12 protein-coding genes and 2 pseudogenes are annotated in these 12,699 nt (G+C 44.6%); 11 read left to right on the top strand and 3 right to left on the bottom strand.

Annotation, left to right across the window (positions count from 1 at the left end):
• Window positions 1-47 precede the first annotated feature (47 nt).
• Genes nrdF through nrdI form a run of 3 tightly spaced genes read right to left on the bottom strand, consistent with a single transcriptional unit; the run spans window position 48 to window position 3,484 of the window.
• The gene (gene nrdF, locus DC345_RS19455) at window positions 48-1,010 is read right to left on the bottom strand and encodes a class 1b ribonucleoside-diphosphate reductase subunit beta (protein ID WP_113054473.1); all 963 of its coding nucleotides are present in this window, start codon (window positions 1,008-1,010) and stop codon (window positions 48-50) included.
• A gap of 43 nt (window positions 1,011-1,053) precedes the next feature.
• Window positions 1,054-3,138, bottom strand: a complete 2,085-nt coding sequence (gene nrdE / locus DC345_RS19450; protein ID WP_113054472.1) for a class 1b ribonucleoside-diphosphate reductase subunit alpha — start codon at window positions 3,136-3,138, stop codon at window positions 1,054-1,056.
• On the bottom strand, window positions 3,125-3,484 hold the full coding sequence (nrdI, locus tag DC345_RS19445) for a class Ib ribonucleoside-diphosphate reductase assembly flavoprotein NrdI (RefSeq protein WP_113054471.1): 360 nt from the start codon (window positions 3,482-3,484) through the stop codon (window positions 3,125-3,127). The genes nrdE and nrdI overlap by 14 nt, the downstream gene beginning before the upstream one ends.
• 284 nt (window positions 3,485-3,768) lie before the next feature.
• On the opposite strand from nrdI, the pseudogene DC345_RS32460 reads away from it, so the two are divergent.
• The 11 genes and pseudogenes from DC345_RS32460 to ccmA form a co-directional block, all read left to right on the top strand.
• Window positions 3,769-4,527 (top strand): annotated as a pseudogene (locus DC345_RS32460) (helix-turn-helix transcriptional regulator); the annotation flags it as partial.
• Between the two features lie 111 nt (window positions 4,528-4,638).
• Window positions 4,639-5,379: an ABC transporter substrate-binding protein gene (locus DC345_RS32455; RefSeq protein WP_397333692.1), complete on the top strand. Its 741-nt coding sequence runs from the start codon at window positions 4,639-4,641 to the stop codon at window positions 5,377-5,379.
• Between the two features lie 101 nt (window positions 5,380-5,480).
• On the top strand, window positions 5,481-6,563 hold the full coding sequence (locus DC345_RS19435) for an ABC transporter substrate-binding protein (protein WP_113054469.1): 1,083 nt from the start codon (window positions 5,481-5,483) through the stop codon (window positions 6,561-6,563).
• A gap of 192 nt (window positions 6,564-6,755) precedes the next feature.
• Window positions 6,756-7,050 (top strand): annotated as a pseudogene (locus tag DC345_RS19430) (response regulator); the annotation flags it as partial.
• Window positions 7,051-7,071: 21 nt separating this feature from the next.
• Window positions 7,072-7,485 carry a winged helix-turn-helix domain-containing protein gene (locus DC345_RS19425; protein WP_397333691.1) on the top strand — a complete coding sequence of 138 codons (414 nt, stop codon included), beginning with the start codon at window positions 7,072-7,074 and terminating at the stop codon, window positions 7,483-7,485.
• A 30-nt stretch (window positions 7,486-7,515) separates the two neighbouring features.
• Entirely contained in the window at window positions 7,516-8,361 is an 846-nt protein-coding gene (locus tag DC345_RS19420; RefSeq protein WP_113054466.1) for a sensor histidine kinase, read from the top strand.
• The gene (locus tag DC345_RS19415) at window positions 8,358-9,011 is read left to right on the top strand and encodes a response regulator (protein ID WP_090899722.1); all 654 of its coding nucleotides are present in this window, start codon (window positions 8,358-8,360) and stop codon (window positions 9,009-9,011) included. The genes DC345_RS19420 and DC345_RS19415 overlap by 4 nt, the downstream gene beginning before the upstream one ends.
• A gap of 197 nt (window positions 9,012-9,208) precedes the next feature.
• Window positions 9,209-10,573, top strand: a complete 1,365-nt coding sequence (locus DC345_RS19410) for a right-handed parallel beta-helix repeat-containing protein (RefSeq protein WP_181586651.1) — start codon at window positions 9,209-9,211, stop codon at window positions 10,571-10,573.
• Window positions 10,570-11,145, top strand: a complete 576-nt coding sequence (locus DC345_RS19405; RefSeq protein WP_258530718.1) for a nitrous oxide reductase accessory protein NosL — start codon at window positions 10,570-10,572, stop codon at window positions 11,143-11,145. Before DC345_RS19410 ends, DC345_RS19405 begins: the two co-directional genes overlap by 4 nt.
• Before the next feature lie 26 nt (window positions 11,146-11,171).
• On the top strand, window positions 11,172-11,993 hold the full coding sequence (locus tag DC345_RS19400; protein WP_113054558.1) for an ABC transporter permease: 822 nt from the start codon (window positions 11,172-11,174) through the stop codon (window positions 11,991-11,993).
• The gene (gene ccmA, locus DC345_RS19395) at window positions 11,986-12,699 is read left to right on the top strand and encodes a heme ABC exporter ATP-binding protein CcmA (protein ID WP_113054465.1); all 714 of its coding nucleotides are present in this window, start codon (window positions 11,986-11,988) and stop codon (window positions 12,697-12,699) included. Before DC345_RS19400 ends, ccmA begins: the two co-directional genes overlap by 8 nt.

Below are 12,699 nucleotides of genomic sequence, written 5' to 3'. Positions count from 1 at the left end.
TTTATATTCATAGGCTACACGTTAGCCTTATTATGATTCTTTATGACTTATTCAAACTTGAAATCATCATCCGTCAGAGGTTCTACATTCAGAGTCCGAATATACCCATTGCCTTTTTTAGAGAAAAAGTCATGCTGCTTGGTATGTGTACTGATGCCATTTAACACAATCGGATTAACTTCCTCGTCATCAAATAATGGCTCAAACCCGAGGTTCATCATCGCTTTATTAGCGTTATAACGAAGGAAGGTTTCCACTTCTTCGGTCAAATGAATAGGTGTATATAATTCCTCCGTATATTGCAACTCATTTTGATGAAGAAGCTGTACTAGATCAACTAGACTTTGGTACACATCGTTCCGCTGGGTTTCATCAAAGCTTGCGTATATTTCCTGGGCCAACACGCCCACATATACACCATGAATACTTTCATCCCGCAGAATCAGATCAATGATCTCACCACTGCATGTGAGTTTGCCTTGTCCGGCTAAATAGAGCGGATAGAAAAAGCCGCTGTAAAACAAATAACTTTCCAAAAGAACGGAAGCAGCCATTGCCATATACAGATCTTTTGAAGTTTCAATGTTCATGTAATACTGACGTATAACCGTCGCTTTGGTTTGCAGATATGGATTTTCTTCCACCCATTTAAATACACTGTCGATTTCTTCGGTTGATGCCAATGTGGTAAAAATACTGCTGTATGATTTCGCATGAATTTGTTCCATCATTGCCATAAAACTAAGTACGGCCTTGCGTTGCAGTCCATCGACATGCTCCATAATCTGCGGCATACCTACACCGCCCTGGATCGTATCCAGAAGGGTTAAGCCTCCCAAAACTTTCATATAAGCGTCTTTTTCTATGTCGCTGAGCATGCCCCAGGTCATTTTATCATCGGATAAAGGAATCTCGTCATCGGTCCAAAATTGCATAATATTCTGATTCCAGAACATCAGTGTGAAATCATCATCCGCCCGATTCCAGTTCACAGCTTGAATTGCCGGCATGGTATATCAAACTCCAATCGTCATACCCAAAAGGGAATTTTGTTTATATTGAACAAGCAATGCATTCTTCCATCGTCAGTTTGTTGGTTCTTGTATAATACAGAGATTTCAACCCTTTATGAGCAGCATACAGGTAGCAGCGAGCCAATTCTCGCGTGGATACATCACTGTTTACATGAAGAATGATTGAAATCCCCTGATCCACATGCGGCTGAATCTCCGCAATCAAGTCAATTACTTTGAATTGATCCATTTGATACGCTGATTTGTAATAGAAGACGTTATCCTTTTGCAAATAGGGCATCGGATAATACGTGGTTGAATTGGCATAGGTCCGTGTCTCGATCTGTTCCACGATGGGCATTACACTGGATGTTGCGTTTTGGATATAAGAGATGCTGGCCGTTGGAGCAATAGCCATCCGATAGGCATGATAGAGCCCCTTTTTCATCACTTTAGCCTTAAGCTGCTTCCAATCCTCGGGAGACGGAACAACAATGCCTTTAAACAATTCCTGTACTTTGGACGTGTTAGGACGGTAATCCGTAGTCACATAACGATCAAAATATACCCCAGTCGCATAATCCGATTGTTCAAATCCATAGAACCGTTGACCCGTTTGCTCTGCAAACTCCATACTTTTCTCCAGAGAATGATAATTCATGGTCATAAAGAAGGTACGTACAAAATCCTTGGCTTCAGAGCTTTCATAAGCAATCCTGTTTTTGGCTAAGTAACCGTGCAGATTCATGGCACCCAATCCAACGGAATGCATTTCGGAATTGGCTTTTGCTACACCGGGAGCATTGGCAACATGCGTCATGTCGCTGACGGAGGTCAGTGCGATCATGCCCTCATGAACGGATTCCTTGATTTTGCCACTCTCCATGACATTAACAATATTGAGGGAGGCCAGGTTGCAGCTGATATCTTTGCGGATAATATCCGGTTGACCATAGTCTGTAATTTCAGAAGTCTCCTGGAGCTGGAAAATCTCTGTGCAGAGGTTTGACATTTTGACTTGTCCTACGTTTTTCAACGCATGCGCTTGATTGGCATTGGTTTTATTAATGATATAGGGATAGCCGGATTCAAGTTGTGTCATGGCTATTTTGGTCAACATATCCCGAGCGCTGAGCGATTTTTTCTTCTTCACCCGGTCGTCAGCCAGCAAGGTATCATACATTACGTCCAGATCCATATCATCCAAATGTGTTCCATATGCCTTATAGACACTATAAGGTGCGAAGAGGTACAGAGGCTCATTATCTTGAGCCAGCTTATAGAAACGATTAGGAACAATAAGTCCGATAGAGAGAGTTTTCAGCCGGATTTTCTCATCCGCATTAATTTTTTTGCTATCCAGCAGTTCCATAACGTCCCAACCGAAAATATTATAGTATGCAGCGCCGGAACCTTTACGTTGACCCATCTGATCGGCGTAGGAGAAGCCGTCTTCCATCAGCTTGAGAACCGGAGTGATGCCTTTAGCAGCACCTTCAACACCTTTAATGGCTTCGCCACGAGCACGCAACTTTGACAGGTTGACAGCAACGCCACCACCGATTTTGGATAACTGCATACAAGTGTTTAGTACATAGTTTATGGAGTTCAGTGAATCATCCATTTCAAGCAGGAAGCAGGAAACCAGTTCACCGCGCCGGCTTTTTCCCGCATTTAGAAAAGTAGGGGTTGCGGGTTGAAGACGCTGTTCCATCATAGAACGAGACAGCAAACAAGCCGTATCGAAGTGTCCTTGACCCAGATGAAGTGCTACGGCTGCTACTCGATCCGCATATTGCTCAAGGTATGTTTTGCGGTCATATGTTCTCAATGCATAATCAGTATAGAACTTGGACGCTGCCATATAGGAAGGAAAGTTATATTGATAGCCACGCGTAATTTCAAATACGGTTCTAACTTGGTCAGCTGTATAGGAAGCATAGAAATCCTCGTAATAATCATGATCAATCATGAATTGGACCTGATCATCAATGTTGGCAAAAGCCATACTTTTATCTTTGATTTCTTTCATAAACTCCTCTACAGCCTCTTTATCCTTATGTAACTGGAAGAAGCCATCAGAGTCGCGCTTTAGTAGCATGTTATTTAATTCAATATGACGCAATGCGGCTCACCTCCTGTTCAAAATACTCCACATCTCTCTTGGAGCCAGATAATTCAAATTTACTAATAACCGGGACGTTATACGATGCAGATATCAAATCCGCACTTTTGGCAAAACGCTCACCCCAGTTACGGTTACCGCTGGCGGCCACGCCAATCAGGTATTTAGAGTTTTTTTGCAAAAAAGAAGACACCTTATCAGGTATCTGTCCAAAACCTGTTGTATATGTCACAAGTACGTACGGTTCATCAATCGTCATTTGATGCTGAATCTGAACAGCCGGCAGTTGAAGCTTGGAAATAAACCTCTTAACATTCCCGGTTATCGAATCATACACAATTAGCACTATCATTTCCTCCTTGACAAATGAAAGGTGATCAAAAACAAACACTATATATAGATTGCTTTCTTAATTTTATATCAATATATAGCTTTGTCAAATGCATATTGGTATCAATTTTGTGAAAAACCTGATGAATGGGCTCTATTACTAGGTTTAAAAAATTTGTGGCTTAGTAGATATCCATATTCGAAGACATGATATTTGGTGCATGAGAGAATTGTGATTGACAATGAGAATTGTTATCATTTAGAATTTTGAAGAAGATTCGAAAAGAGGGATGCGCTAGGATGACACATGTACAACAAAATCACCCGGAGGGTGAAGGACAGACAGCAGCAGATCTCGCATGGTATGGGTTAAAGAACGTATTCAAGGATTCGGTCAACAAAGCCTATCGTTTGGTATACGAAGAAACACCAGATCATGTCATTCTTGTTGCTGCAAATCGTCATGGCAAAATCGTCATCGATGGCATACCGCATCCGTTCGTTCCGAATAGTGCCCATTGTGTATTACCAGGACAACGAGTCGAGACCGTTTACTTAACAGATGGAGAGCAGGTCGTATACCGGATTCATTTCGGCATCATTCCATCTGATGGACAGAAGGAGTCCTCTGTGAGTTTGTTGACCGAGCTTGGTCGGTCGATCACGTTTCCAGATGCACAGGTGCAGCAATTTTGCGAAAAAATTGTCGGTTACTGGCATACGGGTGATTCAACAGATCGTTTCGCAAGCCAAGCGGGTTTCCAGGACCTGCTGCATCTGCTGTTCAAGAAGCAGAACCAGCACGAGAACGCACTCGAGAGAGCAAGGGAATATATGCTGCATCACTATCAGGATACAATCACGATCGAGAACCTGGCCGATGAAGCGGGCATGAGCCGCTATTATTTCATGAGATCATTTAAAGAGAAGTTCGGTCAGAGTTCGATGGACTATCTGGCAGAAATTCGCACCAACGAGGCCAAACGTCTGATGGAAGCAGGACAACCACTGAAAGACATCGCACTATTGGCAGGTTTCAAGGACCAGCACTACTTCAGCAGCCAATTCAAAAAGCAGGTCGGGCTACCGCCTCGTACATATATTGCGAACAGGAAATGCAAAACAGCTGCGTACAGCTGGCCCAATATCGGGCATTTGCTGACCCTGCAGATGATCCCCTTCGCAGCGCCCATTGATCAGTTTTGGACAGATGATTACCATCGAAAATATCGTTATGACGTCAAGGTGGCACTCAGCCACGACTATGATTTCAATCTCAAAGCATTGATGCGGGCCAGGCCAGACCGGATTGTTGCCTTGGACGAAATGATCCCCGAAGAGGAGAAGGAGAAGCTGCGGCATATCGCACCGGTGCTGTTTCTAAGTTGGCACGGAGAAGACTGGCGGCAACATTTGCGGCGAACGGCTCGTTTTCTGGATCGTGAGAATGAGGGTGAAAGATGGCTTCTTCGATATGAGGAAAAAGTGAAATCGGTTCTTCATCATCTTCCTCATTCGTTTCAACAAGGAAAGTTAATCTCATTAAGTGTGTCTCCCCGGGGCATTCAGATCTGGGGCAGAAGGGCAGGAACCGTATTTTATGACGATTTGAAGATTGCCCCGGCTTCAGGTGTGGAACAGATTGAATTTACCAGATACGTAGAAGCCGAACAGCTTGCCGCATTTGATGCGGACGTCATCATCGTTAGTGTTATGAAGGATCACCTTTCCCAAATGGTGTGGGAGAGGCTCCAACATGCGGAAAGCTGGAAGCAGCTGCATGCCGTACGAAACCGCCACGTCTATCTTACACAGGGAGGCCATTGGTTAAGCGAACCGATCCTGGAACATACAGCCAATCGGCATGAACTTCTGCTCCAGGAAGTAAACTTGCTATTTAGTGCCCGGTAATGGGTCAAAGTAGACATCTTCTTCTATTTTCTTCGCCAAAGAACATCTGTATAATCATCATGTGATAATCATTCTCAATACAGAAATGCGGAGGGGAACTCATGTCTCACACAGAAAATTATGATCTCTTTAGAAGAGGTCGTTTGGAAAAGACTACAAACGGAAGGAAACGCGGATTTGCAGGTTTGATGCTCATGCTGTTGGTATTTTCACTTATGCTAGTTGCCTGTGGAAATAAAACAAATACAGCAGGGGAGCTAGCCGCAACAGAAACGCCGAAGACAAACGCAGACGCAGTCACTCAAACTGCTGAAGAGCCTCAGACTCAGGTCATCGAACATGCCATGGGCAAAACGGAAGTTCCGCTGCATCCAAAACGTGTTGCCGTATTTGGTCTTGAGGATCTTACGTTGTCCCTGGGCGTACCGATGGTTTATGCATACGACTTTGATGGCTATTACTTGGATGACCAACTCAAAGCATTGAACATCCCCCTCGCTGGAAATGCGGATTTCAATCCGAATCTGGAGGCTATCCTGGCAACCCAGCCTGACCTTATCATCGTACAGCGAAACGCCATCGACGACAAAGCGTACGAGGAACTGAGCAAGATAGCACCTACCGTTGCCTATTCACCGGATGATTGGAAGACAACCATTGTGGAAATCGGCAAGGCAACCGGCCTTGAAGATAAAGCGCAGGAGGTGCTTCAGGCGAATACTGATAAACTGAACCAGGCCAAGGAAGATATCACTTCGGCTGTGGGCCTGGACAAAACCGTTGTCTTCATGCGTCCGTCGGACAAGGATCTTCAGGTGTTCTTTCCGAGCTTCGTTCCACTTATCTACACTGAATTGGGGTTAATTCCCGACGAAAGCGTTACAGCATTCCAGAAGGATACTAAGGACGATTGGGGAGTCACGACATCGCTGGAGAAGCTGCCCTCCATTGGAGCTGATTATGTGTTTGCCATCTACGGAGGATCGATTAGCACGGAAGAAGATTTCAACAAGAACAGCGCCGCAGCGACGGAAATTGAGAAACTCCATGTGTGGAAGTCGATGCCAGCCGTGAAGGAAAACCATGTGTTCAAAGTGTCAGCGAGACATTGGATGATGTCCGGCCCAATTGCAGACGGCAAGGTTGCCGACGATGTGGTAACAGCCGTCACCGGCAAGAAATAAGCCTGAACATAATCTCGTTCATACATTGTCTACAATTCAGAGATAGATTATTAAAGGCATGGCTCCATGGAGTCATGCCTTTTGAGTTCGTTGAAGGTATGCTGATTACATCAAGCTCACTCACTGGCTTGAGGCTTTACAATGAGAAACTAAGAAAATGACCCGAATATCGCAAAGATTTGGAGGTAAGCCATGAACGGGACCTTGCAGCAAAATAGAATATTGATTGTGGATGATGATAAACGGGTCCGTGGACTTCTTCGAAAGTATTTGGAGAAAGAACAATTTATCGTTGAGGAGGCTTCGCTGGGCTGGCAAGCCTTAAGCAAGCTTCATCATGACTCGTATGCCATGATCATTCTGGATTGGATTCTCCCCGATATTAAGGGGATTGAAATATGCCAATATCTCTACGGCCAACTTAAGCATACCCGTCATGTTTCTGACTGCCAAGTCAGAAGAGGGGAATCGTCTTGAAGCTTTCAAAGCTGGAGCGGATGACTTTGTCATGAAACCGTTTAGTCCGAGGGAAGTTGTGCTGCGCATCAAAACCATGATGGCTCGTTATAACGGATTAATCAAACCTGTACCAAAAGACCATTCAGCAAGCGAAGTGTTGATCTCCTCTATTTTAATCAATCCTACTTCCCGAAAAGTCACAGTAGAAGATGAGGAGATTCATATGACTCCCAAAGAATTTGATTTGCTTTTTCATCTGGCGACACACGCGGAAATCGCATTCTCCAGACAGGATTTGCTGAGAATTGTTTGGAAAGTGGAGCATGAGGAAGATCTCGATTATCGAACCGTGGATACCCATGTGAAACGTTTGCGTGACAAACTATCCGAGCATGTGCCGAATCGGGAAGATCTGATTCACACCCTGTGGGGGTTCGGCTATATTCTTCGTTTGCCTCACTGATTCTTATATTGCAGTTCAGAGGAGGAGAATATGTCTTACAAACAAATCAAGTGGATGATCTTGCTCATTCCGACTTTGACCGTTGGTCTCTGGGAATATGTACGACATCAGTTTCTGCTCCCCTATATATCAATGAATTTGGGCAACTGGCTTACGCCAGTCATTGTATATGTTGTGAGTATAACGTTGTTAACTCGGCTGTTTCTTATCCTGGAACGTATTCAAAAAGAACTGGAACATGAGCGTGCGGCCAAAGTCGCGCTTGAATCCCGTGAAAAGCTGGCAAAAGAACTTCATGATGGAATCGCCCAATCCCTTTTTTTATTATCGGTGAAAGTGGGACGTTTGGAGGAACAGGCCAAGCAGGATCAACAGCTGGACGATGTGTATTCGATCAAAAAAACGGTTCATGAAGTCAATCGTTATGTACGCCAGGCCATTGCCGACTTGCGCTATGATCCTAATGCTAACTATGCCTTGGCTATGAACGAATCGGTCACACTACTTGGTCAAATTAAAAGAATTGCCAGAGATATCCCCGTGCGAATCGAACTGGATTGGAGCATCCCGGAGGATGCATTTACTAACAAAGAGAAAGTAGAACTGCTAGCTTGTATTCGGGAAGCTCTCTTTAATATTCAAAAGCACGCATCTGCTTCCAATGGATGGATTCAGGGAAACGGAGACAAGAAGTGCTGGAATGTCACGATTCGAGATAATGGAAAAGGATTTGAGATGAATCCCTTTGAACGAAAGGATCGATATGGACTGAAAATCATGAGAGAGCGGATGAATGAGCTGAACTTTAACATGCAAATCCGTAGGGAGCAGCAGTATACTGTTGTCGAATTTTCAAAGGACGGTGAGATGTTATGAGCCATACTCGCGTACTTGTTGTAGACGATCACGCTCATGCAAGGGAAGCCATATGTGAAATTTTATCCATGGATCCCGGCTTCGAGGTGATTGGCGTCGTATCGGACGGTCAACAGGCGATTGATTATACAGAACAGTGGCTTCCCGATCTAATCCTCATGGACATTCAGATGCCGATTATGAACGGTCTCGAAGCAACACAGCGGATCAAACTGGCCTTTCCTTATGTGAAAATTGTTATGATTACCGTCTCGGATGATGTACTCCACCTTCTGGAAGCGTTGAAGCGGGGAGCTCAGGGTTATCTGCTCAAAAATCTGGAACCGTCCATGTGGTTGGCATATCTTCATTCCATCGTGACAGAAGAAGCTCCATTGAGCCGGGAGGTGGCTTACCAAATCCTGAAGGATGTCTCCCTAACGGAGAAAAAAGAACCTGACGTTCCACTAACGACAAGGGAAAAGGATATTCTATATGGTGTGGCTGCAGGATGGACCAACAAAGAAATCGCTGTGAATTATACAATCTCAGAGTATACGGTCAAGAATCATTTGAAAAACATTTTGCAAAAACTGCAGGTTCAAAATCGTGTTCAACTGACACGTTATGCGCTGGAGCAAGGGCTTATTACAGACCACAATCGTCTGTAATAAGCTTTTTTTACTATAAAGGAGCGTTCTCTCTGTTTTTTTGTTAAGTGGATGAGGATGTCACTTTCTCTGCTTTTCACCACAATGATCTCACAATTTGGACACAAAACGTCCAGCCCTATAGCCAGATTGAGCTATATGGTAAAAATTTGTTTTTATGTACACTATGAGCAGTGTGCTTCATAAAGGAGGTTATGATGTTAAACGGACGGATTGTCCTGGGTATGTTGCTGTTTATAGGGATACTGGCGATCCCGCTATCTTACCCGCTTGTCACTGCAAACGCTGCTCCTGAAACCAAAGACGTTATTCCACTTCAGTCAATCATTGATGATGCTAAATCTGGAGATGTGCTAGTTCTTGAGCCGGGTATTTATTCTGGTCCGGTAAGTATAGACAAGAATATATCCATTCGAGGAGACTCATCCGTAACGCTATGGAATACGGAAGCTGAATCCGCAATCACCATTCGTTCAAAAGGAGTGACTTTGCAGGGTTTCACGGTACGACACTTAACAAACGAACCCACTGCAGCGATTCAGGTTGAAGGAGACCGTGTAGAGATCACGGGCCTGGTTATTCAGAGTCAAAGTTTTGGAATTGTGCTGCGGGGCTCCGTCGACGGGCGCATACATAGCAATACCATTTCATGGGCTGGACCGAAGTCTGCTTCCAGTGGTCAAAAGGGGAATGGCATTGATCTGTACAATTCCCATCGTACCCACATTGAAGACAACAAAATTACGGGTATGCGGGATGGTATCTACCTGGAGAACAGTCGCAATCTTACGGTGAAGGCCAACACACTGTTACATACCAGGTATGGCATTCATTGTATGTATATCGATGGTTCTTCTGTTATGGACAATGTGGGGGAGAACAACAGTACCGGAGCCATGGTCATGGGCGTCAAGAATACGGTTGTATCGGGTAATTCCTTTCGCAAACAGAACGAAAATGTGCATTCACAAGGGATTTTGTTGTATGACGTACAGCAATCCTCGGTTCATAACAATGTCGTGGAAGGTAATCGTGTTGGCATGAACATTGCTGAATCCTCAGGAAATGAAATTCGCGGCAATGCGGTGCTTCGGAATTTCATCGGAATTCAGCTCGTGCTTGCAGAGGATAATCAGTTTACTGGAAACCAATTTGTTTCGAATGTGATTGAAGCTTCAGCGATGGAGAGCCGGAACAATGAGATGAAGGAAAATTACTGGGATTCCTTTCAGGGTCTTGATTTGAACAATGATGGGATCAGTGAACTGTCCTATGGGATTAATCCTTTTTATGAGCAAGTAGTCAACCGAAATTCAGCCTACCAGCTTTTTTTTCAATCTCCAGGCATGATCTTTATGAGCAACTTGTTTACGGAAGGGAAGGCAGAGTGGACAAGCGACAGATCGCCATTAATGAGTATGAAAGCGGAATCACAGACGACGAAGTCGTGTACACAAGGTACACAAGCGGACAAAGAGCCAACCAGGGTTTGGATCATCGGATGCATTTTGCTGGGCATGGCCACTTTTATTATGATCAAAATGGGGGGATTACGAAAATGAAAATGAAAACATATTGGAAAACAGTTATGGTGCTTCTCTTTGGGGTGCTGTTATTAACAGCTTGCGGAAAAAAATACGAGGCATTGCCCATCAATGAAGACGTGGATATCTGTGCCATTTGCAAAATGCAGGTGAAAGATGATGCCTATGCCACGCAGCTTACCACGAAAGACGGTAAAAATTATAAATTTGATGACATTGGTTGTATGCACCAGTGGAAAGAAGAGAACGGAACAGATAATATCGGGATGGATTTTGTTCGTGATTATAATGACAAGGAATGGATTGAGTACAGCAAAGCGACGTATGTATATGATGCTTCACTGCGTACACCGATGGCTTATGGCATTCTCAATTTCAAGGATAAACCGTCTGCCGAAGCATTTGTTGCCGAGCAGGGTGTGGGAACGATCATGACTGCTGAAGACCTCGCCTCCCACGACTGGAAACAAAACACAGAAACGATGGATATGATGGGTGAGCATGGGCATTCCGAAGAGGGAATGGGTGAGGGCATGCATGAAGAAACACATGAGGAAAGTGAATCAACGGAAGATTCAGGCCATAAGTAAATGACCAAAGAAGATGGTGATGCATGATGGGAGATATGTTGCAAGTCGTTCGACGAGAGATGAAAATGGGATTTCGCAACCCTTGGGCATATTCATTTTTGATTCTTTTCTGCGTATTTAGCCTGAGTTTGTTGATCATTAACTCTCAGAATTTTGTAGCAGGATACTCTGGCACGACAGGTTCCATGTTAAATCTGATTCTTTATCTGTTGCCGCTGATGACCCTTTTTCTGGGCTCATTCTCATTGACTTCTGAAAAGGAAGAGGGCAGCTGGCAGCTGTTGTCCACATACCCTATCGGTACGATGTCTTTTATTGTTGGCAAATATCTGGGTCTGTCGGTTGTATTAATGACGATCATTACATTCGGTTATGGCCTGATGGGACTTCTTAGTGGATGGGTGGGCAGCCCTTTGGATGTTATGACGTACCTTTTGTTTCTGGTCTTCTCCTGTGGACTGGTGCTGCTATTTCTGACTATTGCACTGTTTATCGGTTCGTTATCCAAAAATCGCTGGCAAGCGTTAACGATATCCGTCTCCGTTTGGTTTTTTGCTGTGATCGGATGGCCTACGCTTCTAATCTCCGTATTGGGTCTCATGCCTTATCAGTGGATAAAACCTTTACTCACCGTTCTAACCTTCATCAATCCGGCTGAGCTGGTACGTTTGTTTGTGGTGATCAAACTTGGAGGGGGCTCGATACTGGGACCTGAATATTATCAGTGGGTAGATTGGGTACAGCCATCCAGCGGGAGCTGGATCTTTATGGGGATATGCCTGCTGTGGATTGCATGTTCGATCGTGGCAGTTTACGGGATCTGGGAAAGGGGGCGTTCTCATGGATAACGTGGAAGCAGAGATTGTTGGATTGTGTAAATCCATAAAAAAACAACAGATCGTTGAAGATATATCCTTTCGCGTTTCTTCCGGTCATGTGCTTGCCTTATGTGGCGGAAATGGGGCGGGAAAAAGCACCGTTCTGCGTATGCTTGCAGGTATTCTTCAACCTACCTCGGGTGAAATCATTATAAACAAGATGCGCTGGTCCAAAGAACGAAAGCGATATTCGGAACAGATCGGGTATATGCCCGATGATTATCATTTCAACCAGGGCTTGACCGCAGAGGAAGTGCTCCAGTTCTGGGCGGCGCTTAGGAGAGTGCCCAAAGAGCGAGTAACGGAAGTGCTAACGATGGTAGGCTTGGCCGATCAAAAAAAGAAACGGGTCACGACCTTTTCCAAAGGTATGCGGCAGCGTGTGTTATTTGCCCAGGCTCTGCTGGCCAAGCCTCCGCTGCTGATCATGGATGAGCCGACGAATGGACTGGATCCCTTCTGGATGCAGGAGTTTGCAAATCTGATCAAACAGATCAAGGCGGAGGGACAGATGGTCGTGTTCTCCACCCACCAGCTTGAGATTGCAGATGATGTTGCCGATCAGATTGTTTTTATGAACCAAGGACGTAATGTGGGAAATGGTCCTACTGAAGACTTTCGTCAACAGTTCGGGTCGCTTCATGCTGCATTTCATCATAGTCTTGGCTTAAAATGA

It is taken from the genome of Paenibacillus taichungensis (assembly GCF_003287275.1).
GTDB lineage: Bacteria > Bacillota > Bacilli > Paenibacillales > Paenibacillaceae > Paenibacillus > Paenibacillus taichungensis_A.
This window is presented reverse-complemented; position numbering and strand designations above follow the sequence as displayed.

Coding starts and splice junctions, on each gene's coding strand:
- nrdF (WP_113054473.1), bottom strand. CDS start 1,010: ATGCCGGCAATTCAAGCTGTGAACTGGAATCGGGCGGATGATGATTTC.
- DC345_RS32455 (WP_397333692.1), top strand. CDS start 4,639: ATGATCCCCTTCGCAGCGCCCATTGATCAGTTTTGGACAGATGATTAC.
- DC345_RS19435 (WP_113054469.1), top strand. CDS start 5,481: ATGTCTCACACAGAAAATTATGATCTCTTTAGAAGAGGTCGTTTGGAA.
- DC345_RS19425 (WP_397333691.1), top strand. CDS start 7,072: ATGAAACCGTTTAGTCCGAGGGAAGTTGTGCTGCGCATCAAAACCATG.
- DC345_RS19420 (WP_113054466.1), top strand. CDS start 7,516: ATGTCTTACAAACAAATCAAGTGGATGATCTTGCTCATTCCGACTTTG.
- DC345_RS19415 (WP_090899722.1), top strand. CDS start 8,358: ATGAGCCATACTCGCGTACTTGTTGTAGACGATCACGCTCATGCAAGG.
- DC345_RS19410 (WP_181586651.1), top strand. CDS start 9,209: ATGTTAAACGGACGGATTGTCCTGGGTATGTTGCTGTTTATAGGGATA.
- DC345_RS19405 (WP_258530718.1), top strand. CDS start 10,570: ATGAAAATGAAAACATATTGGAAAACAGTTATGGTGCTTCTCTTTGGG.
- DC345_RS19400 (WP_113054558.1), top strand. CDS start 11,172: ATGGGAGATATGTTGCAAGTCGTTCGACGAGAGATGAAAATGGGATTT.
- ccmA (WP_113054465.1), top strand. CDS start 11,986: ATGGATAACGTGGAAGCAGAGATTGTTGGATTGTGTAAATCCATAAAA.